The organism is Bradyrhizobium sp. SZCCHNR1017, from assembly GCF_032381375.1.
GTDB lineage: Bacteria > Pseudomonadota > Alphaproteobacteria > Rhizobiales > Xanthobacteraceae > Bradyrhizobium.
The window spans coordinates 1-21,087 of sequence record NZ_JAUHIR010000010.1 but is presented as its reverse complement, the minus strand read 5'-3'; the positions used below and the strand labels follow the sequence as shown (position 1 = coordinate 21,087).

Genomic DNA, 21,087 nt, shown 5'->3' with positions numbered 1-21,087 from the left:
CTCGTCCTTTCGGTCACTTCTGCGCCGTGAGCGAGCTCGTGATCCCATAGCGAATGATCTCGATGGCGCTGCCCCGTCGCGCCATCTGCTGCTGCTGTTGCTGCGCCTCGGTCTTGTTGCCGTCGGCGGCGTTCACGTCGGCGATGCTGCGCAGCGCCAGCGCCAGCGAGCCGGCCTGTCGCGCGCGCGCCAGGGTCTCGGCCTGCTCGGGCCTGAGCTCGAGCGTCACCGTCTTGCCGACGACGGTGTTCTGGCCTTCCTTCTCCTTCGGCGCCTGATCGATCGCGAGCACGCGGACGTTGGAGAGAATGATCTCGGAGCTGACGAAGTCGGCGGCGCCGGGCTTGTCAGGGTTCTTGTCGCGCTTCGACAGGATGACGTCGACGCGGTCGTTCGGCAGGATGAAGCCGCCGGCGCCGGTCTCGGGCGAGATCTCGGTGGAGATCGCGCGCATGCCCGCGGGCAGGATCGCCGCCATGAAGCCGGAGCCGTCCGCCTTCACCAGCTTCTGCTCGCGGATCGGCTCGCCGATCACGAACGGCGAGCGGGCGATGGTGCCGACCAGCTGATTGGCCGCCTCGGGACGGTCGCCGCGCCGGATGAAGATGTTGCTCGCGGCCTCGGGCCAGGTCTGCCAGATCAGGTCGCCGGGCTTGATCGCCTGTCCGAGCCCGATGTCGGTCTTGGCGACCAGCACCTCGACCGTCGGCAACTGCACGACCGGCGCCACGGGCGCCTGCCGCTGGCCGTCGGAATTGCTGACCAGATAGGCCGCAACGCCGCCCGCGCCGAGAGCGATGGTTAACACCACGATGCGTGCGGTCATCATACGCGTGACTACTTTGCTTACTCATACGCCTGGGGCGACGCGCGAGCCGACTGACAGCCGTCCCCCTCACTTACGACTAAGCGGCAATAGTATATGCGAAATTGAACAGCATAGGCGGCAGCCGCTGCCGTGTGGACCGATTGCGCAAGTGGTGAACAGGTTGTTAGCGAGCAAATAGCGAAACGACACGAACGTGTTAGCTGTTTGCTGGCAGCGCGGTTGCGCGCGCTGATAGTTGCTCATCTGATTGAATGAAATTGTGAGTTGCAGCTGCGCCTCAGTGGCCGCGCGTCAGAGTGAATCATTGACTAATCGCGTTGGACGCGAACGCACGCTCATCGTGAGACGGTGTGCGTCGTGGCGCGATGGCGCCGCGGCTGATGCGATCAGCCGCTCGTGCCCGGACGAACAAGTGCCGCGCCGCACCGTAATCCGACGGGCCGACATTTTTAGAAAGCAGAAACGGGTTGGACATACGATTCCGTTGAGCGGGATTTCCGTCTCGGATTCAGATTTCCTCAACAATTTGCGCGCACGGTCCGGGCATGGCGGCTTTGCCCAATTCGATTTAGTTCGACCGAAAATGCACGTAGAAATTGTAACAGGCATATCGTGCCGCGGCGTGGGCCGGGCCATCGTCGGGGACAGCATGGGGTCGGGGGGAGACGTGCAATGTCGGTTGCTCGATTCCTGAAGCAGCGCGCGGTCAGGATTCAGACGGTCGGGTCCTACACGCTTCCGAACTGGTATTCCCCGGAAGGACGGCTGCGATCCTTCGCCTGCCGCACCACGCGGGTGTCGCCGTTTCGCGCGCTGCTCGAGGTGCCCGTGGTCGGCAAGGTCGGCGATCGTCTGACCTCGTATTTCCGCGACTTCGGCAAGTTCGAAGGCGAGATCAGCGACACCGTGCATGGCGGCTTTCTGCTCGAGCTGGAGATGACGCGCGCCGAGCGCGCCAAGCTCGCCGAGAAGCTGGTCTGGCTGGAGAAGAAGCAGAAGGATCCGTCGATCCGCGATTCCCGCCGCGATGCGCGCTTCGTGCCGAACTCGCCGCATTCGGCGCTGACGCTCGCCGACGGCAGATGCATCCCGTGCTTCGTGATTGATGCCTCGATGTCCGGCGCCGCGGTCTCGGCGGAGATCCAGCCGGAGATCGGCACGCCGCTGGCGGTGGGCAGTTGCATCGGCCGTGTCATCAGGCATTTCCCCGACGGCTTCGCCGTCCGCTTCGTCGACCAGTTGCCAGGCGCCAACGAGCTCGAACGGCGGGTCATCACGCCGCCGGTGCGCCCGATGCGGCGGAAGCTCGTGGTCCACGGCGATGACCGCCTGATCGGGGCGCCGGAGGACTTCTTCCTGGTGTGACGGCGGCGCTCCTGCGGCGCTCGACGGCGGCCGCTCCGGCCTGCGCGGTTTCGCGTATGGAGCGGCGGCAGGAATCGCGGCATGGGAACCGGCGGCCGTCCGCACGGTTAACGCGATGTTAATCGGCATCGTGACAGCTTGCGCGTGCCGGGTGCATTGCCAGGAGGACCAGTCCCATGGAGGCCCAGAAGACCGCGGTGGATGCCATCGTCGTCCTCACCGGCTGCGACCGCGACGCGGTGGCCGCCTTCATCCGCCGCATGTATCTGGCCGGCGTCCGGGACCCCAAGCGGCTGACCTTCAAGGGCCTGCAGGAGCTGACGCGGGCTTAGCGCGATCGCGAGCCGGGGCCGGCGGCTGTTGCAGCCGGGTCACGCCGCAGAACTTTCAACCCCGATTCCCGTTCACAACCCTCGTGCGAAGGGATGCGGCCGGTCGCGCTTGCGGCTAAATTGAGGCCCTTGGCCGGCATCAGAGCACCCCTTCGATCTCGCCCAGAAGGCGACACATCTGCGCAACACGCTCTGAGCGGCCGGATCATGGGTCCCGGACATGCTCAGACAGCTCTTCGCGCCACAGCTCATCGGCCTCTACATCCTGATCGGGGCCACCATCTACGTCCACTTCCGCGGCAAGCAGCGGCTGCGCTTCGCCCGCCAGCTCGGCGACCACTCCACCTATCTCGCCCCCTACAATGTGCTGATGTATGCCGGCTCGGCTGTGCCCAACACGCCGGTGATCCCGGTGGAGCAGTTTCCCGAGTTGAAGAAGCTCACCGATAACTGGCAGACCATCCGCGAGGAGGCGGTACGCCTGTTCGACGAGGGCTTCATCCGCGCCGCCGCCGCCAACAACGACTGGGGCTTCTACTCGTTCTTCAAGAGCGGCTGGAAGCGCTTCTATCTGAAATGGTACGACGACTTCCTACCGTCGGCGCGTACGCTGTGTCCGAAGACGGTCGAGCTTTTGAACTCCATCCCGAACGTGCATGGCGCGATGTTCGCGATGCTGCCGCCCGGCGGCAAGCTCGGCGCCCACCGCGATCCCTTCGCCGGCTCGCTGCGCTATCATCTGGGGCTCGTCACGCCGAACTCCGACAAGTGCCGCATCCTGGTCGACGGCGTGCCCTGCGTCTGGCGCGACGGCGAAGCCTTCATGTTCGACGAGACCTTCATCCACAGCGCCGAGAACGCCACCGACGTCAACCGCATCATCCTGTTCTGCGACGTCGAGCGCCCGATGAAGCTCGGCTTCATCGCCGCCATCAACCGCTGGGTCAGCCACCACATCGTCAAGGCCTCGGCGACGCAGAACGTCGACGGCGAGCACGTCGGCGTGCTGAACAAGGTGTTCGGCAAGCTGTATGAGCTTCATCTGGCCACGCGGAAGGTGAAGGCGTGGAACAGGACGGTGTATTATGCGGCGAAGTACACGTTGACGGTGGCGATCGTCGGCGCCATCGTGGTGTCGGCGTTTCGGTGAGATTGGGGAGTAGGGCGGATTAGCGGAGCGTAATCCGCCGCTTCTTCTCCGCGGAGGGACGGCGGATTACGCCTTCGGCTAATCCGCCCTACGCCTGCTCTATCCAGAATTCGTGATTGTAAGGTTCCTTCGTCATTCGCTTTTAGCTGTCATCCAAAACACTGCCGCCGAGCCGACGTTGCAGTGTGTGCAACACATTCAATACTCGATCACCCTCAGAGAAGTGGCGGCCGCTAATGTCCGCTTGGACGCAAATCACGCCATCTTCGTTCTTGTCAATGTTGAAATATGCAATCGGATCGCCTGTGTCCGAAGTGAGCAGCCAGGGATATGTTTGGCCGGGTAGCACTTCCAATAGTGCGGATCGAGCTTCTTCCTCGTCCAGGAGACCTTCGAGGAAATAGCTCTTCAAGTTAAATCTCGCGGTGATCGTTGTGGAATAGAGAACTCATGATGACGCCATCGAACATGGTGCGCCATTCGTCTCAAGCGATTTCGGTGATTTGTCGCCGGTTCAATCTGCTCCGTTATCAAGCTCTGCGCAATCCAACCCGTCGGGCAAATCACATCCCTCATCTGGAATCCTGTCAACATATTCCGAAAAACATAAATCGCTTCCCCGCTTACCCAAATCAGCATTACAGTCCCGTCCATCCCGTTGCACGGTAGGGGACGGTTCGCGGTCGTCACGGACGTTGGCAAGGGGATGCGGTGGACGCGGGCGGCGGCGTGTGATGAGCACGGACGAGCGCTTGGCTCGCGGACGGTGAAGGCGCGTGGTTCTGATACTCCGACGCTAGTATCAACTTGGCGACGACGCCTAGCGGCGTCGTGCTGGGGATGGTGGCCAGAAAGCCCGGTGCACCAGGAAGAGCGCGCTATAGCCCGTTAGAACCATCGCGCGGGGAAGGCCGGGTGTGTTCGGCCAGACCTGTGGTGACTGCCGCCTGCTTTTTTTCTGCAGGCGGGCCACGGGCGCGGCCAGCGCCCGGCCTTCCCTGCGCCCTCCATCTGGAGAGGGCGGGAATTGGAGCATCACTCGGGCGCGGAATGCGTCGCGAGAAGGTGGGTGCTCGTCTCTTCCTTGATGCTGTTTGAGATTGTGGATCAGTGTTGCCGCTCGGCCGGTGCCCACCCTCCCCTGGGAGGGGGAGGGTCGCTCGCGCGCGAAGCGGGCGAGCGGGGTGGGGTGATCTCTCCACGCGCACCGGTGCCAGAGGAGAGATCACCCCACCCCGCCTCACGTGTCGCTTCGCTCCTCGTGAGGCGACCCTCCCCCTCCAGGGGAGGGTGAACCAGTCCTCGGCTGCGATTGGGCTTCAATGAAGGAAAGCCGTTCAGGGCGCGGACTGCGTCGCGAGAGCGTGGATGTTCGTCTCAGCCTGAACGCTGTTGAGATTGTGGATCAGATGATGTCGCAAAGCAGGTCTGACCCTCCCCCTCCAGGGGAGGGTGACCCCGGTGCCTGGCTGCGATCGGGCGCCAGACCGAAAAAAGCCGCGCAGAGCGCGGCCTTTTTGGAAGTGTTGCGAGGGACCGTGGGCGCCGCTTACGCCGCCGCCGGCCCGATCGAGACCTTCAGCGTGCCCACGCCGTCGACGCCGCATTCGATCTTGTCGCCCGGAACGACCGCCGCGACGCCGGCGGGGGTGCCGGTCATGATGATGTCGCCGGCGGCGAGCTCGACCTGCTGGGACAGCTTCCAGATGATCTCCGGCACGTTCCAGATCAGCTCGGAGAGGTCGCCCGTCTGGCGCTCGGTGCCGTTGACCGACAGCCAGATCTTGCCCGTCGACGGGTGGCCGATCTTGGCCGCGGGCTGGATCGCCGAGCAGGGCGCGGAATGGTCGAACGACTTGCCGACCTCCCAAGGGCGCTGCATCTTGCGGGAGGCGAGCTGCAGGTCGCGGCGGGTGAGGTCGATGCCGACGGCGTAGCCGTAGACGTGGTCGAGCGCCTTGTCGGTGGGGATGTTGAGGCCGCCGCTCTTCAGCGCGACCACCAACTCGACCTCGTGATGCATGTCCGTGGTCAGCGGCGGGTAGGGGATCACGGCGCCCTCGGGCGCCAGCATGTCGGCATGCTTGGCGAAGAAGAACGGCGGATCGCGCTCGTCATTGCCCATCTCGCGGATGTGCTCGAGATAGTTGCGGCCGACGCACCAGATGCGGCGGACCGGGAAGACACCGGCTTCGCCGACGACGGGAAGCGAAGGCTGCGGGAAGGCCGGGATGACGGTGGAGGCGCTCATGAAATGGATCTCGGGTGCGGTGAAATAAGCGGTTCAGGAGGTCGCGGTCATGGGGATGACGTTCGGCCCCATGTCGCGCTGTTGCAGGCGGAAGAACGAAGCATAGCGGCCGCCACGGCGCAACAGATCGTCATGCCGGCCGCGCTCGACGATCTCGCCGGCCTCGACCACCAGGATGGCGTCGGCGTTCATGATGGTGTGCAGGCGATGCGCGATGACGATGGTGGTGCGGTTCTGGCAGAGATGCTCGATCGCCTCCTGCACCTGGCGCTCGGATTCGGAATCCAGCGCCGCGGTGGCCTCGTCGAGCAGGATGATCGGCGCGTTGCGGATCAGCGCGCGGGCGACCGCGATGCGCTGGCGCTGGCCGCCGGAGAGCTGGGTGCCGTGCTCGCCGACCGGGGTGTCGTAACCGAGCGGGAAGCTCATGATGAAGTCATGCGCGCAGGCCGCCTTCGCCGCCTCGATGATCTCGGCCTCGGTCGCGCCGGGCTTGCCGAAGGCGATGTTGGCGCGGATGCTATCGCGGAACAGGTAGACGTCCTGGCCGACATAGGCGGTCTGCTCGCGCAAGGAGCGCCGCGACACCTGCGCGATCGACTGGCCGTCGATCAGGATGTCGCCCGCTGTCGCCTCGTAGAACCGCAGCAGCAGCGCCAGCACCGTCGACTTGCCGCCGCCGGATGGGCCGACCAAAGCGGTGACCTTGCCGGGCTCGGCGACAAAACTCATGCGGTTGAGCACCGGCTCGTTGTCGCGATAGGCAAAGGAGACGTCGCGCAGCTCGATCTTGGCTTGCGTCAGCTTCAGCGCCGGCTTGTCGTCGTCGGGCTGTTCGCTGGCGGGGCTGTCGACGACTTCGAGCAGCATGCGGGCGCCGACGAGCTGGCTGTTGAGATCGATATTGAGCCGGGCGAGGCGCTTGGCCGGCTCGGTCGCCATCAGGAAGGCGATCATGAAGGAGAAGAACTGGCCGGGCGTGGCATCCAGCGCGACCACGGAATAGCCGGCATACATCAGGCAGCCGGCGACGGCGAAGCCGCCGAGCATCTCCATCAGCGGGTTGGAGCGGTTGGAGACGCGGGCCATCTTGTTGGCGTTGCGCTCGACCACGGCGATGTTCTCGTCGATGCGCGCGCGCATCGTGTCTTCCAGCGTGAACGCCTTGACGGTGCGGATGCCCTGCAGCGATTCCTGCATCGTCTCGAGGATGTCGGCGGTGCCGGTGAACTGGTTGTAGGCGAGGCCCTTGATGCGCTTGACCAGCTTGCGCAGCACCAGCATCGCCGGTGGCACCACGAGCAGGCCGAGCAGCGACATCCAGGGATCCTGGAGCACCATGACGGCGATCATGCTGATCAAGGTGACGAGATCGCGCCCGACGGCATTGATCAGCATGGTCAGGATGTCGGTGATCGACTTGGCGCCGGAGGTCAGCCGCGCCAGGAACTCGGAGGAATGGCGCTCGGAGTAGAATCCGACGCTCTCGTTCATCAGCTTGGCGAATAGCTGCCGCTGATTGTTGGCAAGGATGGCGTTGGAGATCTTCGACAGGATGACGGCGTAGCTGTAGGTGGTGATGCCCTTGACGAACAGCAGCAGCACGGTGACGCCGGAGAGCAGCACGATGCCCGGGATGCTCTTCTCGACATAGGCCTTGTTGATGACCTGGCCGAGCACGTAGGTCGCCGTGGCGCTCGCTCCGGCGGCGACCGCCATCAGCGCAAAGGCGGTGAGATAGCGGCGCCAGTAGACGAGACCCTGTTCCATCACGAGGCGGCGGATCAGGATCGCGGCGCCATAGGGATCGTCGGTGATCTTCTTCGGAAATTCGGCCATTCTGGTCCCTGGCCGCCGGGACAAATCGCCGGGCGGACAGCAGTGCTTGCCCGCTCGGGGCGGCTTTTTCAAGCCCCCCGGCGTCCGGCTAAGTCGTTGATTCTAGGCCGAGGCCCGCTGCAGCGTGCCGCTGTGGCGTTCCAGGAACAGTTTCTCCTCCCAGGCCAGCGCATGGGCGGCGATCGTTTCCAGATCGTCATAGATCGGCGTCCAGTCGAGCAGCGCCTTCAGACGGCTGGTGTCGGCGACCATGCTCATGATGTCGCCGGGGCGCCGCGGCGCGTATTGGACGGGAATGGCGCGGCCGGAGACGCGCCGGACGGCCTCGATGGTCTCGAGCACGGAATAGCCGCGGCCGTATCCACAATTCAGCGTGACCGAACTGCCGCCGGTGCGCAGATAGGCCAGCGCGGAGCGGTGCACCTGGGCGAGATCGCAGACATGGATGAAATCGCGGATGCAGGTGCCGTCGGGGGTCGGATAATCGGTGCCGAAGACGTCGATCTTGGCGCGCTGGCCGGTCGCGACCTCCATGGCGATCTTCATCAGATGCGTCGCGCCGACGGTCGCAAGCCCGGCTCGTCCGAACGGATCGGCGCCGGCGACGTTGAAGTAGCGCAGCACCACGTAGTTGAGGTCATGTGCCGAGGCCACGTCGTGCAGGATGATCTCGGCCATCAGCTTCGAGGTGCCGTAGGGCGAGGTCGGACGGGTCGGCGCGCTCTCGGGCACCGGCACCTCGTCCGGATTGCCGTAGACGGCGGCGGTCGAGGAGAACACGAAGCGGCTGACGCCGCGCTTGACCGCCGCATTCAACAGGCTGCGCGTGGTCATGGTGTTGTTGCGATAGTAGAGCAGCGGATCGCGCACCGATTCCGGCACCACGACCGAGCCCGCCAGATGGATGATGCTGTCGACGCCGTGCTGGCCGATGACGCCGTCGACGAGATTTTCATCGCCGGCATCGCCGATGAACAGCGGCACGCCGTCGGGCACGAAGGCGGAAAAGCCGCTCGAAAGGTTGTCGATCACCACGACGCTTTCGCCGGCTTCCGCCAGCGCGAGCACCATGTGGCTGCCGATATAGCCGGCGCCGCCGGTCACGAGCACGGTCATTGTTTGACGCGATCCCTGTTTGTTTCCGGCAGACTAACGCCCGCGAAATGAACGACCTGTTGCGTGCATAGCGAACTGGCGGCGATGCTTAATGTTGCGTATAGGGAACCGCTGCAATTGGAGTTGAGTGTGCAAGCCGAGCCGTTTTCCGCCGCAGATCTCGACGTGATCGTGCCCAACCTGCACCGGCGCTATTCCGGCGTGACCGCGACCAACCGGATGGTGGCGCCGAAGCTGGCGAGGCTGGTGCGCTCGGCGTGGCTCGGCTCCTACGCGCCCGAAGGGATCGCGCGGATGCGCGCGAGCGATCTGTTCAAATTGTGGGGCCGGCGGCGGCCGCTGATCTGGCATGCCCGCCGCAACGACGAGATGATCGTCGGCGTGATCATGCGGGCGCTCGGCTGGCCGTTGAAGCTGGTGTTCACCTCGGCCGCGCAGCGCCATCACAGCTGGATCACGCGCTGGCTGATCCGCCGCATGGACGCGATCATCGCGACCAGCGACATCTCGGCGTCCTATCTGAAGCGCGAAGCGACGGTGGTGACGCATGGCGTCGACACCGACGTGTATTCCCCGCCGGCGGATCGCGCCGCGGCCTTCGCCGAGAGCGGACTGCCGGGCAAATATGCCATCGGCTGCTTCGGCCGCGTCCGCGCGCAGAAGGGCAGCGACGTGTTCGTCGCGGCGATGTGCCGGCTGCTGCCGCGTTTTCCGGATTTTTCCGCGGTGCTGGTCGGCGCCGTGACGCCCGAGCAGATGCCGTTCGCGAGCGAGTTGAAGAAGCAGATCGCCGCCGCGGGCCTGGAGCAGCGCATCATCATCACCGGCGAGCTCGACATCGCCGACGTGCAGCGCTGGTACCAGCGTCTCACGATCTACGCCTTCACCTCGCGCAACGAAGGCTTTGGTCTCACGCTGATCGAGGCAATGGCGGCAGGAGCCGCCCTGGTCGCGGCGCGTGCCGGGGCGGCGGAGATCGTGGTCGAGGATGGCGTCACAGGCGTGCTGGTCCCGCCCGGCGACGTCGATGCGCTGGTCGCAGCGCTCGAGCCATTGATGCGGGATCCGGATGCCGCACTAGCGATGGGTGCGCGGGCTCGGACGCGCGTGGTGGAGAAATTCAGCCTCGAGGCCGAGGCCGACAAGATCGCAGCCGTCTATCGCGAACTGGTCTGAGCGATGATTTCGGCGACGAACGCATCGAGATCGCCGCCGGCGAACAGGAAGCCGGGCAGGCCGGCGGCTTCGGCCGCCGCGATGTCGGAGGCGCGGTCGCCGATCACGAAGCTGCCCTCGCGCCTGATGGGCCAGTGCTGCATCAGGTCGAGGATCATGCCGGGCGCCGGCTTGCGCCAGGGATGCTCGCGCAGATAGCGCTCGACCGAGCCTTCGGTGTGGTAGGGGCAGTAGCGGACGTCGTCGATGACAGCCCCCTGCGCCGCGAGCTCGGCCCGCATCCAGTCGTGCAGGCCCGTGACGTCATCCTCCGAGAACAGCCCGCGCGCCACGCCGGACTGGTTGGTGAACAGGAACACGTGATAGCCGGAGTCGTTGAGCCGCCGGATCGCCTGCGCCACGTTCGGCATCCAGCGGATGCGCTCCGGCGAGCCGATGTAGTTGTCGTCGTGATTGATGACGCCGTCGCGGTCGAGAAACGCCGCCGGCTTGAGCTGAGCGGTCGTCATCTAGCCCTCGTCCTGCATCAGCGCCGCCTCGATCATCTCGCAGATGCCATGCGCCGTCGCGAGATGGATCTGCTGGATCAGCGGCGTGTCGTCGCTCGGCGCCACCAGCAGTTCGTCACACAATTCGCCCATCGGGAGGCCCTTGGCGCCGGTGAAGCCGACCGTGACCAGTCCGCGCTCGCGCGCCTTGCGCAGCGCGTTGAGGATGCTCGGCGAGCGGCCGGAGGTCGAGATCGCCAGCAGCACGTCGCCCGGTGTACCGAGCCCTTCGACCTGGCGGGCGAAGACGTGATCGAAGCCGTAGTCGTTGCCGATCGCGGTCAGCGCCGAGGTATCGGTCGTCAGCGCGATCGCGGCATAGGCGGGCCGCTCCTGCCTGTAGCGGCCGACGATCTCGGCGGCGATGTGCTGCGCGTCCGCCGCGCTGCCGCCATTGCCGACGATCAGCAGCTTGTGGCCGCCACGCAGCGCAGAGATGATTTTCGTTGCGATCCGCCCGGCACTGGTGAGCATCGCGGCATCGTCGGCCGCGCGCTCCATGGCGGCGCGGGAGCGGGCGAGATGGTTGGCGATCGGGTCGAGGGCGCGGGTCACGTGGCGGCTCAGGTTACGTCAGGGCCGGTGTATGGGGCGCGGTGTCGCTTCGCAAGCTAGTGCACGACCGGTATTGCCGCGTCGGCAAGGACCTGCTGGGCGATGGCGGCGACATCGGTCGCCGGAATGTCGCGCATGCAGCGGTGGTCGTTCATCCGGCAGACCGGCCGGTGGCAGGGCTGGCAGGGGACCTGTGTCCTGGTCTGGACCGTCGCCGCGAGGCCGTTCAGCGGCGCCCAATGGTATGGGCTGGTCGGACCGAAGATGCCCATGGTCGGCGTCCCCAACGCCGCGGCGATGTGCATGAGCCCCGAATCATTGGAGATCGCGACGCTGGCCGCCGCCATGGCCAGGATGCCGTTGCGAAGGTCGGTTCCGGTGAGGTCGCGGACGTCCGGGCCGCCAGCGGCGACGATCTCGGCGGCGAGCGCTTTCTCGCCGGGGCCGCCGACCACCCAGACGTCGAGGCCGGCCCCGCGCAGCAGCCGGGCCGCCTCGCCGTAATAGGGCCAGCGCTTGGCGGCACCCACCGATCCCGGTGCCAGCGCCACGGCCGGGCGGTTCCCCAGGCCATTGGCCTCGCGCCAGCGCGCGACGTCCTCCGGCGGCACCCGCAGCTGCGGGACCGGCCATTCCGGCGGCAGCGGCGCCCCGTCGGGCAGCGCCAGCGCGGCATTCTTGTCGATGAAGCGGGGCAGCGCCTTCTCGCCCCAGCGCCAGCGGTTGAGCAGGCCGAAGCGGATCTCGCCGACGAAGCCCACCCGCTCGGGGATGCCGGCCAGCGCCGGTGCCAGCGCCGATTTCCAGGTCCGCGGCATCACCAGGGCGGTCCGATAGCGACGTTCGCGCAACATCGCGGCGAGCTGCCATTGCCGGCCGAGCGCCAGCCGGCTGCGCGGCAGGTCCCAGACGATGCCGGAGCGGACCCCGGGCATGTAATCGACCAGCGGCGCGCACAGCGACGTCACCAGCAGGTCGACCGGCCGATTCGGCCAGCGCTCCTTGAGCACCCGCACCACGGTGTGGCCGCGCACGAAATCGCCGATCCACATATAGGGGATGATCAGGATCGGGCTGGTGTCCGCCGCGTCCACCTCGACCTTGGCCGAATTCGAATTCATTCTTTGTCTGCCTAGCTCAGGCGCGCTGGTAGCCGCTCGGCCGCCGCAGGTAAAGTGGGCCGAGCGGGCCGTCACCAAAGCGCTTACACTTTGCCGCCGCATGCGCTACGCGAGGGCCGGGGTTTTCGGGATCAGGACGGGTTGCGGAATGTTGCTGGTGACCGGCGGCGCCGGGTTTATCGGATCGAATCTGGTCGCGGCGCTGAACGACGCCGGCCGGACCGATGTCGTGGTCTGTGACACGCTCGGCAGCGAGGGCAAGTGGCGCAACCTGGCCAAGCGGCAGCTGGCCGACGTCGTGCCGCCTTCCGATCTGGACGTCTGGCTGAAGGGTCGCCGGCTCGAGGCCGTCCTGCACATGGGCGCGATCTCCGCGACCACGGTGGTCGACGGCGATCTCGTGATGGAGCGCAACTTCCGCAGTTCCTTGCGCCTGCTCGACTGGTGTACGGCCAACACCACGCCGTTCATCTACGCCTCGTCGGCGGCGACCTATGGCGATGGCGCGCAGGGCTTCGTCGATGAGCCGTCGCTGGCGGCGCTGAAGACGTTGCGGCCGATGAATCTCTATGGCTGGAGCAAGCATCTGTTCGACATGGCGGTGGCTGCGCGCGCCGAGCGCGGCGAGAGGCTGCCGCCGCAATATGCCGGGTTGAAGTTCTTCAACGTGTTCGGTCCCAACGAGTACCACAAGGGATCGATGATGAGCGTGCTGACCCGCCGCTTCGACGACATCAAGGCCGGACACACCCTGCAACTGTTCAAGTCGCACCGCGAAGGCATCGCCGATGGCGACCAGCGCCGCGACTTCATCCATGTCGACGACGTCGTCCGCGTGATGCTGTGGCTGTTGGCCTCTCCCTCCGTCTCGGGCCTGTTCAACGTCGGCACGGGCCAGGCGCGCAGCTTCAAGGACATGATGCTGGCGGCCTATGCTACGCTCGGTGCGACGCCGCGGATCGAGTACATCGACATGCCCGAAGCGATTCGCGGCAGCTACCAGTATTTCACCCAGAGCAAGGTCGACCGGCTGTTGGCGGCCGGCTACAACGGCGGCTTCACGTCGCTCGAGGATGCGGTCGCTGGCTATATCCGGAACTATCTCGATTCCGCCGACCGCTTCCGCTAGACGATCTGGTTCCGACCATTGCACCGAGACTGCCGCTGATGTTCGACTTTGACGATCTCTCGCAAGCGATCGCCCGCCAGACGGTGCTGTGCATCGGCGACCTCATGCTGGACGAGTTCGTCTATGGCGAGGTGTCGCGGATTTCCCCCGAGGCGCCGGCGCCGGTCATCGCGGTCCAGCGAAGCGAGACCAATATCGGCGGTGCCGGCAACGTCGCGCGCAACATCGCCGCGCTCGGCGCCCGCTGCATCTTCGTCGGTCTCGTCGGGCAGGATGCGGCCGGCGACCAGCTGGCGGCCGAGCTCGCCAAGGAGGGCGGCATCGAGAGCGTGCTTGTCCGTGATCCTTCGCGGCCGACGACGCGCAAGGTGCGCTTCGTCTCCGAGCATTTCTCCACCCACATGCTCCGCGCCGACTGGGAGCGCGCCGCACCGGCCGCCGGCGAGATCGAGCAGAAGCTGATCGAGGCCATCCTGCCACTGATCGCGCGGGCCGATATCGTGCTGCTGTCGGACTACGCCAAGGGCGTGCTCACGGCGCGCGTGTTGCGCAACGTGATCGACGCGACGCGCAAGGCCGGCAAGCGCGTCATCGTCGATCCCAAGAGCGCGAATCTCGCGATCTATCGCGGCGCGAGCGTGCTGACGCCGAACCGCAAGGAGTTTTCGGAAGCGACCCGCAGCCGCGCCGAGACCGAACAGGAGATCGCCGCGGCCGCGCAGGACGCGATCTATCTCGCGGACTGCGAGGCGATCCTGGTGACGCAGAGCGAGCGCGGCATGACGTTGGTCCCGCGCGAGGGCGATCCGATTCACGTGCCGGCCTATCCCGTTAAGGTGCGCGACGTCTCCGGCGCCGGCGACACGGTTGTTGCCGTGCTTGCCGCGACGCTCGCGGCCGGCGCCGCCTGGGCGGATGCGTTGCGGATGGCGAGCGCCGCGGCGGCGGTGGCCGTCAGCAAGCACGGCACCGCCAGCGTGACATCGGCCGAGCTGCGCCGAAAGATCCTGCCGCATGCCTATCGTGCCGCTGAGGAGAAGATCATCGAGAGCGATGACGAGCTCGCCGCCCGCGTCGAGGTCTGGCGGGGAGAGGGCCTGCGCGTGGGCTTTACCAATGGCTGCTTCGACATTCTGCATCCCGGCCACGTCAAGGTACTGACCGCGGCGCGCGCCGCCTGCGACCGGCTCGTGGTCGGGCTGAACAGCGATGCCTCCGTCAAGCGGCTGAAGGGCGAAAGCCGGCCCGTGCAGGACGAGCGCGCGCGCGCCGAGGTCCTGGCCGCGCTCGAGGCGGTGGACCTCGTCGCCATCTTCGCCGAGGACACGCCGCTCCGCTTGATCGAGCTGGTCCGGCCGAGCGTCCTGGTCAAGGGCGGCGACTATACGCGCGAGCAGGTGGTGGGACATGAGGTCGTCGAGGCCGGCGGCGGCGAGGTGATCCTGATCGACATCCTGAAAGGGCACAGCACGACCGCGCTGGTCGATCGCGCCCGGAGCGAGGCGCGATGAGCGCGCTGGCAGGTCATCCCGGCCCGGCGCTGCTGGCGCGCCGCTGGCGCGATCCGGCGGCGTGGCGGACGACGGTCGATGTTGTGGCGATTCTGCTGGCGGCCTCGCTGCCGTGGTCGACCTCGCTGGTGTCGATCCTCGGCGTCGTCATGCTGATCACGATGGTGCCGTTTCTCGATGTCGAGCGTCTGCTGCAGGTCCTGAAGCGGCCGATCGCGCTGGCGCCGATCGCGCTGTTCCTGCTGGCGCTGGTGGGAACGCTGTGGTCGGACGTGGCATGGGGCGCGCGGTTCTACGCGGTGGGACCTGCGGCCAAGCTTCTGGTGCTGCCCGCGCTGCTCTACCATTTCCAACGGTCGGAGCGCGGCCTGTGGGTTTTCACCGCGTTTCTCGCCTCCTGCGTGCTGATGGTCGTGGTGTCGACCGCGGTCGCGTTCAATCCTGCGCTCGCGCTCAAGGCCAATGCCGATCGCGGCATCTTCGTGAAGAACTACATCGACCAGGGCCAGGAGTTCTCGCTCTGCGCCGTGGCGCTGGCCTATCCGATCGCCCAGTTGCTGCGCGCCCGCCGCTTCCTTCCGGCCGGCCTGCTCACTGCGATCATGATCGCGTTCCTCGCCAACATGATCTTCATCGTTGTCTCGCGTACCGCGCTGGTGACGATCCCGATCCTGCTTGCGGTGTTCGGGCTGATCCACTTGAAATGGCGTGCCAACCTGCTGATCGCGGCCGTTGCCCTTGCGCTGGGCCTCGCGGCATGGACTGTGTCCCCGCAATTGCAGGGCAAGGTGGCGACGTTCACGAGCCAATATCAGGACTACAGGAACGATCGCGCGGTGACGTCGATCGGCGAGCGGCTCGAGTTCTGGCGCAAGTCGTTGCGGTTCCTGGCCGACGCGCCGCTGATCGGACACGGCTCGGGCTCGACGCGTCATCTGTTCGAGCTGGCCGCGAGCGGGTCGCGCGACCTCTCCTCGAGCCAGGTCGTCAGCAATCCGCACAATCAGACGCTCTACGTGGCGGTCCAATGGGGGGCGCTCGGGATCGTGATTCTCTACGCGATGTGGGCCGCGCACCTTCTGTTGTTCCGCGGCGACGGGCTGGTGCCCTGGATCGGGCTGCTCGTCGTCGTGCAGAACATCTTCACATCGCTGTTCAATTCCCACATCTTCGATTTCCACGAGGGGTGGATGTACGTGATCGGCGTCGGCGTGGCCGGCGGAATGGTGTGGCGATCGCGGACGCCGCCTGATGCTAGGCAGGGGACGCTCGAACCATGACGCGTCCGTCTCAACTGACCTACCGGAATATGCTGATTGCCGCGCATGACCTCCTGGTCAGCGTCGTCGCGCTGTTCGCGGCGTTCTATATCCGCTTCGAAGGCGCCAGCACCTTCTGGGAGCGGGTGCCGCTGCTCTTACAGATCCTGCCGTACTTCATCGCCTTCAGCTTCGTCGTCTTCTACTTCTCGAGCCTTCTGACGACGAAGTGGCGGTTCATCTCGCTGCCGGACGCGCTGAACATCGTCCGCGTCGCGACCGTGCTGACGCTGGCGCTGCTGGTTCTCGACTACATCATCGTCGCGCCGAACGTCCGCGGCACCTTCTTCTTCGGCAAGCTCACGATCATTCTCTACTGGTTCCTGGAGATCTTTGCGTTGAGCGCGCTGCGTTTCGCCTATCGCTACTTCCGCTACACGCGGGTGCGACGGCACGCTCGGTCCGAGGACGCTGCCCCCGCGCTCCTGATCGGCCGTGCTGCCGACGCCGAGGTCGTGCTGCGCGGCATCGAGAGCGGCGCGGTCAAGCGGATCTGGCCGATCGGCATTCTCTCGCCATCGGCCGCCGACCGGGGGCAGTTGATCCGCGGCGTGCCGGTGCTGGGCGGCATCGACGATGTCGAGGATGTCGCGGCCGACTTCGCCCGCCGCGACCGGCCGATCGCGCGCGCCCTGATGATGCCGACGGCGTTCGATCCGGACTGTCATCCGGAGACCTTCCTGATGCGGGCGCGCCGGTTGCGCCTGATCGTGAGCCGCCTGCCGTCGCTGGAGAGCGGCGATGCGCCGAGGCTCGCGCCGGTCGCGGTCGAGGACCTCCTGCTGCGGCCGAGCGAGAAGATCGATTACGGACGTCTCGAAGCGCTGGTGCGTGGCAAGGCGGTGGTCGTCACCGGCGGCGGCGGCTCGATCGGGGCCGAGATCTGCCAGCGCGTCGTGGCATTCGGCGCGGCGCGGCTGCTCATTCTGGAGAATTCCGAGCCGGCGCTCTACGCGATCACCGAGGTGCTCGCGGCCGATCCCGAGGCTGCCGTCGCCGTCGAGGGGCGCATCGCCGACATCCGCGATCGCGACCGGGTGTTCGCGCTGATCGGCGAGTTCAAGCCGGATCTGGTCTTCCATGCCGCCGCCTTGAAGCATGTGCCGATCCTCGAGCGCGACTGGAGCGAGGGCGTCAAGACCAACATCTTCGGCTCGATCAACGTGGCCGATGCCGCGGTGGCCTCAGGGGCCGAGGCCATGGTGATGATCTCGACCGACAAGGCGATCGAGCCGGTGTCGATGCTCGGCCTCACCAAGCGCTTCGCCGAGATGTACTGCCAGGCGCTCGATCGCCAGCTCGCCGACCGGCCGACGGGACGGCCGCCGATGCGGCTGATCTCGGTGCGCTTCGGCAACGTTTTGGCGTCGAACGGCTCGGTGGTGCCGAAGTTCAAGGCCCAGATCGAGGCGGGCGGTCCTGTCACGGTGACGCACCCGGACATGGTGCGCTATTTCATGACCATCCGCGAGGCCTGCGATCTCGTGATCACCGCGGCCTCGCATGCGCTGGCGCCGCAGCGCCCGGATGTCTCGGTCTATGTGCTGAACATGGGCCAGCCGGTCCGCATCGTCGAACTGGCCGAGCGCATGATTCGCCTGTCCGGCCTGCAGCCGGGCTACGACGTCGAGATCGTGTTCACGGGCATCCGGCCCGGCGAGCGCCTCAACGAAATCCTGTTTGCGAGCGAGGAGCCGCCGGTCGAGATCGGTGTCGCCGGCATCATGGCCGCCAACCCGAACGAGCCGCCGATGCCGACGCTGAAGGCCTGGATCGCGGCGCTCGATCAGGCGATCGCGCGCAATGATCCAGTGACGATCAAGTCGGTGCTGAAGGATGCGGTGCCGGAATTCGGCTCGAGCGCGGCCTGAGTCTTCAATGGCGCCGCCGCGAGAAGCGGCTCAGCACCCAGGTGACGGCGCCGAGACCGAAGACGAGCAGGATGGCGTCGGCCGTCATGGAACGCTGCGCGACCGAGATGGCTGCGAGCGTCGCAAGCACGATATTGAGAATGAACACCTCGCTGACGACGCGCGAGACGGTGAAGCCGTTGTCGGTGGCCTGTTGATAGAAATGCGTGCGGTGCGCCGCCCAGAATGGCTCGCGCTGCGCCATCCGCCGCAACAGGGTGAAAGTGGCGTCGATCAGATAATACAGCGGCAGCAGCAGCGCCGCTGCGACGTCGCCCTGCCAGGCAAGATGGAGCAGGCCCCAGCCGAGCAGCAGCCCGATCGGCAGGCTGCCGACATCACCGAGAAAGACCTTTGCGACGGGACGGTTGAAGGGCGCAAAGCCGAGCATGGCGCCACCCAGCGCCGCAGTGATGGCAGTCGCCGGCCAGGGCAGTTCACCGGAGAGGCCAAACAGGACGAGCGCCGCCGTGATCGGCACCGCCTCGGCCACGGTCATCAAATCGAGCCCGTCCATGAAGTTGACGAGGTTGACGAACCACAGGCCGGCGATCAGCAGCAGCGTGCGCTCGGCCGCCAGCGGGATCGGAAACAGCCTGAGATCGTCAGGCGCGGTGAAAACGACGAGGCCGACGGCCAATCCCTGCAGGACCAGGCGCGGCAGCACCGGGATCGGCCTGATGTCGTCGATCAGGCCGACCAGCGCCAGCATCGGCACGGCGATGAACAGCATCAGCAGCGGCGCGAAACCGGCCACGGAGGCGAACGCGCCGCCGACAACGATCGTGGCGCCGATCACGGCAATGCCGGCCCCCTGCGGCGTCGGGATCTTGTGCGACGAGCGCGCATTCGGCCGCGCCAGCGCGTAGCGTTGGAGCACTGGACGCAACAGCACGATCAGGATGGCGCACATCGCGGCCGCGAGCACGGCGATGGCGGCAAGGACCGCGGTGGGATCGGCGATCATCCGCGGACCTCTGCGGCCGAGATGAGGCGATCATAGAGCGCCACCACCGAACGGCCAATGATCCTGGCCGAGAGCTTGTCCTCGACCAGTTGACGGGCCGCCGCGCCATAACGTGCGCGCATCTCGGGCGACGCCGCCAGCTGCGCCATCGCCTGCGCGAGCGCCGCCGCATCCTCGACCGGCACGGCGAGTCCGGTCTGGTCGTGGATCGCAATCTCGCGGCAGCCGGGTGCATTGGTGGAGATCAGCGGCCGGGCGCAGGCGGCGGCCTCCAGCAGGCTGACCGGAAGTCCTTCGCGATGCGACGGCAGCACGGCCACGTGGCAGCGGCGCCAGAGCTCGGTGATGTCCTTGATCTGGCCGAGCAGGGTGATGCCGGGTTCCTTCCGCCAGGCCTCGACCTCCTCGGCCGAGACCGAGGCGGGATTGGCCGGATCAGGCGAGCCGGCGATCAGCAACTGGTCGTCGCGGCCCTGCTGGCGCAGCATGCGGTGCGCAGCGACCAGGGCGCGGACGCCCTTGTCGGTCAGCAGCCGTCCTGCGAAGCCGAAGGTGATCGGCCCGTCCGGTTCTGGCAGCGGCTGGAAGCGGTCGGTGTCGACGCCCGAGCCCGGGATCAGCGTGATCTTGTCGCCCCGGACGCCCATGGCTTGAAGCGCCTCGCGATCGTCGGGATTCTGGACCAGCACGCAGCTCGGTGTCCGGTTCATGAGCTGCGGCAGCAGCCACAGCAGGCCCTGCTTGAGCAGACGCGAGCGCCAGCTCGCCGATGTGAACACATAGCCGAGGCCGGTCATGGCGTTGACGACCGGAGTGGTGCGTCCAAGCGCGGCGAGCGAGCCGAGCACGCTCGACTGCAATCCGGAATGATGCACCACGTCGGGGCTGATCGCAGCCTCGACGGCGCGGATCGCGCGGATCGTGGGCAGGGCTGATGACGGCGACAGCCCGCCGCGTTGGAATGGGATCGGATGCAGCACGAACCGCTCGGCGGCGATCGCGGCGGCGCCGGCATTGACGTTGGTGGCGACATGCACCTCGTAGCCGGCCTCGCGCGCCGCGCGCGCCATCGGCAGGCGATGCATCAGGAAGGCATAATCCTCGTTGGCCACGTAGAGCAGGCGGCGCGGCGAAGCGGAGCGGGGCGGGGGCATCAAACTCACGGTGTAGGATGGTCGAAGCGCCGTATAGGGCAAGAGCGGCCCTCGCGCGAGCCGTTATCTGTCCTGCGGCGGGCGGAAACCGCCCGCCGGGCACCCTTCGCCCGCCGAATGGCGGAGACGACGCCTCGAATGCCGCCGGTCTCAGACCAGATGGAAGCTCGACAGATGAGACAGCAGCTCGGCCGTCGACACGTGCTGAATCGTGATGGTGTCGAGTGCCGGATCGGTGATGACGGCGTTGCCCGCGGCGTCGTCATGGATGGCGGCCTGCAGCGTGGACGGGTCCGCGAAGATGCTCTGGCTGAACACGATCTTGTCGGTGCCGACCGCAAAGTCGGCGATGTTCACCTGACCGAAATGCTCGGCGAACACGAAGGTGTCGTGTCCCTGCAGCGACACCGATGAGGATGCCGCGCCGGAGATCGAGGTCCCGGAGATCAGAGTGCCGCCCTGGCCGTCCGCTGCGAAGTGAAAGCTGTCCTGCGACAATGGGCCGACGAAGTGCAGCGACGCGCTGTTGGACCCGTCGCCCAGCGACAGCATTCCGCTCGTCTCGTCGAAATGCATCTGAAGCGATGTGAATGCGATGCTCTTGAGATCGATCTGAGCGGCGGTGCTACCGAATCCGATGAGATTGCCGCTGAAGGAAGGCGCGGCGAGGACCAGGTCGGTCGCACCCGACGTCGTGGCCGTCTCTGCGCTCGCCGTCACCGAGCTGACGGTCGGGATCCCGATCGTGCCGTCGCCATTCAGGTCCTGATGGAAGCTGCTCTCGAGGGCTTCAAGTCCGGGGTCGTTGCCAGTGG

The 21,087-nt window shown here is 66.3% G+C and carries 18 protein-coding genes and 1 pseudogene; 8 read left to right on the top strand and 11 right to left on the bottom strand.

What is annotated here, in order from left to right; all coding sequences use genetic code 11:
- Positions 1-13: 13 nt before the first annotated feature.
- Positions 14-829 carry a Flp pilus assembly protein CpaB gene (cpaB, locus tag QW863_RS23305; protein ID WP_315712864.1) on the bottom strand — a complete coding sequence of 272 codons (816 nt, stop codon included), beginning with the start codon at positions 827-829 and terminating at the stop codon, positions 14-16.
- Positions 830-1,501: 672 nt separating this feature from the next.
- Between cpaB and QW863_RS23300 the strand changes: the two genes are divergently transcribed.
- The 3 genes from QW863_RS23300 (at position 1,502) to QW863_RS23290 (ending at position 3,676) form a co-directional block, all read left to right on the top strand.
- Positions 1,502-2,194 carry a PilZ domain-containing protein gene (locus QW863_RS23300; RefSeq protein ID WP_315768732.1) on the top strand — a complete coding sequence of 231 codons (693 nt, stop codon included), beginning with the start codon at positions 1,502-1,504 and terminating at the stop codon, positions 2,192-2,194.
- A 176-nt stretch (positions 2,195-2,370) separates the two neighbouring features.
- Positions 2,371-2,526 carry a hypothetical protein gene (locus QW863_RS23295; protein ID WP_315712861.1) on the top strand — a complete coding sequence of 52 codons (156 nt, stop codon included), beginning with the start codon at positions 2,371-2,373 and terminating at the stop codon, positions 2,524-2,526.
- A 220-nt stretch (positions 2,527-2,746) separates the two neighbouring features.
- Entirely contained in the window at positions 2,747-3,676 is a 930-nt protein-coding gene (locus QW863_RS23290; RefSeq protein ID WP_315768730.1) for an aspartyl/asparaginyl beta-hydroxylase domain-containing protein, read from the top strand.
- Positions 3,677-3,818: 142 nt separating this feature from the next.
- On the opposite strand, the gene QW863_RS23285 is transcribed toward QW863_RS23290, so the two are convergent.
- The 4 genes from QW863_RS23285 to galE form a co-directional block, all read right to left on the bottom strand.
- On the bottom strand, positions 3,819-4,088 hold the full coding sequence (locus QW863_RS23285) for a hypothetical protein (protein WP_315768728.1): 270 nt from the start codon (positions 4,086-4,088) through the stop codon (positions 3,819-3,821).
- Positions 4,089-5,225: 1,137 nt separating this feature from the next.
- Positions 5,226-5,927: a fumarylacetoacetate hydrolase family protein gene (locus QW863_RS23280; protein ID WP_315768726.1), complete on the bottom strand. Its 702-nt coding sequence runs from the start codon at positions 5,925-5,927 to the stop codon at positions 5,226-5,228.
- A 33-nt stretch (positions 5,928-5,960) separates the two neighbouring features.
- The gene (locus QW863_RS23275) at positions 5,961-7,766 is read right to left on the bottom strand and encodes an ABC transporter ATP-binding protein (protein ID WP_315768724.1); all 1,806 of its coding nucleotides are present in this window, start codon (positions 7,764-7,766) and stop codon (positions 5,961-5,963) included.
- Between the two features lie 102 nt (positions 7,767-7,868).
- Positions 7,869-8,882, bottom strand: a complete 1,014-nt coding sequence (gene galE / locus QW863_RS23270) for a UDP-glucose 4-epimerase GalE (protein WP_315768723.1) — start codon at positions 8,880-8,882, stop codon at positions 7,869-7,871.
- Between the two features lie 129 nt (positions 8,883-9,011).
- Between galE and QW863_RS23265 the strand changes: the two genes are divergently transcribed.
- Positions 9,012-10,058 (top strand): glycosyltransferase family 4 protein, encoded by a 1,047-nt coding sequence (locus QW863_RS23265; RefSeq protein ID WP_315768721.1) that lies wholly within the window; start codon positions 9,012-9,014, stop codon positions 10,056-10,058.
- On the opposite strand, the gene QW863_RS23260 is transcribed toward QW863_RS23265, so the two are convergent.
- From QW863_RS23260 to waaF, 3 genes are read right to left on the bottom strand one after another with little or no spacing between them, the layout of a single operon-like run.
- The gene (locus QW863_RS23260; RefSeq protein ID WP_315768719.1) at positions 10,040-10,567 is read right to left on the bottom strand and encodes an HAD family hydrolase; all 528 of its coding nucleotides are present in this window, start codon (positions 10,565-10,567) and stop codon (positions 10,040-10,042) included. The genes QW863_RS23265 and QW863_RS23260 overlap by 19 nt on opposite strands.
- A complete protein-coding gene (locus tag QW863_RS23255; protein ID WP_315768717.1) occupies positions 10,568-11,161 on the bottom strand; it encodes a D-sedoheptulose 7-phosphate isomerase in 594 nt (197 codons plus the stop codon). It lies immediately after the preceding gene.
- Between the two features lie 56 nt (positions 11,162-11,217).
- A complete protein-coding gene (gene waaF / locus QW863_RS23250) occupies positions 11,218-12,282 on the bottom strand; it encodes a lipopolysaccharide heptosyltransferase II (RefSeq protein WP_315768715.1) in 1,065 nt (354 codons plus the stop codon).
- A gap of 148 nt (positions 12,283-12,430) precedes the next feature.
- On the opposite strand from waaF, the gene rfaD reads away from it, so the two are divergent.
- From rfaD to QW863_RS23230, 4 genes are read left to right on the top strand one after another with little or no spacing between them, the layout of a single operon-like run.
- The gene (rfaD, locus tag QW863_RS23245) at positions 12,431-13,411 is read left to right on the top strand and encodes an ADP-glyceromanno-heptose 6-epimerase (RefSeq protein WP_315768713.1); all 981 of its coding nucleotides are present in this window, start codon (positions 12,431-12,433) and stop codon (positions 13,409-13,411) included.
- A gap of 38 nt (positions 13,412-13,449) precedes the next feature.
- Complete coding sequence (gene rfaE1, locus QW863_RS23240) at positions 13,450-14,922, top strand: D-glycero-beta-D-manno-heptose-7-phosphate kinase (protein ID WP_315768711.1); 1,473 nt, start codon at positions 13,450-13,452, stop codon at positions 14,920-14,922.
- On the top strand, positions 14,919-16,202 hold the full coding sequence (locus tag QW863_RS23235; RefSeq protein ID WP_315768709.1) for an O-antigen ligase family protein: 1,284 nt from the start codon (positions 14,919-14,921) through the stop codon (positions 16,200-16,202). The genes rfaE1 and QW863_RS23235 overlap by 4 nt, the downstream gene beginning before the upstream one ends.
- A complete protein-coding gene (locus QW863_RS23230) occupies positions 16,199-18,112 on the top strand; it encodes a nucleoside-diphosphate sugar epimerase/dehydratase (RefSeq protein ID WP_315753268.1) in 1,914 nt (637 codons plus the stop codon). Before QW863_RS23235 ends, QW863_RS23230 begins: the two co-directional genes overlap by 4 nt.
- Positions 18,113-18,116: 4 nt before the next feature.
- Here QW863_RS23230 and QW863_RS23225 read toward each other — a convergent pair whose 3' ends face one another.
- The 3 genes and pseudogenes from QW863_RS23225 to QW863_RS23215 form a co-directional block, all read right to left on the bottom strand.
- Positions 18,117-19,118, bottom strand: coding sequence for a glycosyl transferase (locus QW863_RS23225; protein WP_315768707.1), 1,002 nt, complete (start codon positions 19,116-19,118; stop codon positions 18,117-18,119).
- Positions 19,115-20,272: a glycosyltransferase family 4 protein gene (locus QW863_RS23220; RefSeq protein ID WP_315768705.1), complete on the bottom strand. Its 1,158-nt coding sequence runs from the start codon at positions 20,270-20,272 to the stop codon at positions 19,115-19,117. Before QW863_RS23220 ends, QW863_RS23225 begins: the two co-directional genes overlap by 4 nt.
- Before the next feature lie 150 nt (positions 20,273-20,422).
- Positions 20,423-21,087: pseudogene (locus QW863_RS23215) on the bottom strand (hypothetical protein); the annotation flags it as partial.

Excerpts from the sequence above, each read along its gene's own strand:
- cpaB (WP_315712864.1), bottom strand. The coding sequence starts at position 829 with ATGATGACCGCACGCATCGTGGTGTTAACCATCGCTCTCGGCGCGGGC.
- QW863_RS23300 (WP_315768732.1), top strand. The coding sequence starts at position 1,502 with ATGTCGGTTGCTCGATTCCTGAAGCAGCGCGCGGTCAGGATTCAGACG.
- QW863_RS23295 (WP_315712861.1), top strand. The coding sequence starts at position 2,371 with ATGGAGGCCCAGAAGACCGCGGTGGATGCCATCGTCGTCCTCACCGGC.
- QW863_RS23290 (WP_315768730.1), top strand. The coding sequence starts at position 2,747 with ATGCTCAGACAGCTCTTCGCGCCACAGCTCATCGGCCTCTACATCCTG.
- QW863_RS23280 (WP_315768726.1), bottom strand. The coding sequence starts at position 5,927 with ATGAGCGCCTCCACCGTCATCCCGGCCTTCCCGCAGCCTTCGCTTCCC.
- QW863_RS23275 (WP_315768724.1), bottom strand. The coding sequence starts at position 7,766 with ATGGCCGAATTTCCGAAGAAGATCACCGACGATCCCTATGGCGCCGCG.
- galE (WP_315768723.1), bottom strand. The coding sequence starts at position 8,882 with ATGACCGTGCTCGTGACCGGCGGCGCCGGCTATATCGGCAGCCACATG.
- QW863_RS23260 (WP_315768719.1), bottom strand. The coding sequence starts at position 10,567 with ATGACGACCGCTCAGCTCAAGCCGGCGGCGTTTCTCGACCGCGACGGC.
- waaF (WP_315768715.1), bottom strand. The coding sequence starts at position 12,282 with ATGAATTCGAATTCGGCCAAGGTCGAGGTGGACGCGGCGGACACCAGC.
- rfaD (WP_315768713.1), top strand. The coding sequence starts at position 12,431 with ATGTTGCTGGTGACCGGCGGCGCCGGGTTTATCGGATCGAATCTGGTC.
- rfaE1 (WP_315768711.1), top strand. The coding sequence starts at position 13,450 with ATGTTCGACTTTGACGATCTCTCGCAAGCGATCGCCCGCCAGACGGTG.
- QW863_RS23235 (WP_315768709.1), top strand. The coding sequence starts at position 14,919 with ATGAGCGCGCTGGCAGGTCATCCCGGCCCGGCGCTGCTGGCGCGCCGC.
- QW863_RS23230 (WP_315753268.1), top strand. The coding sequence starts at position 16,199 with ATGACGCGTCCGTCTCAACTGACCTACCGGAATATGCTGATTGCCGCG.
- QW863_RS23225 (WP_315768707.1), bottom strand. The coding sequence starts at position 19,118 with ATGATCGCCGATCCCACCGCGGTCCTTGCCGCCATCGCCGTGCTCGCG.
- QW863_RS23220 (WP_315768705.1), bottom strand. The coding sequence starts at position 20,272 with ATGCCCCCGCCCCGCTCCGCTTCGCCGCGCCGCCTGCTCTACGTGGCC.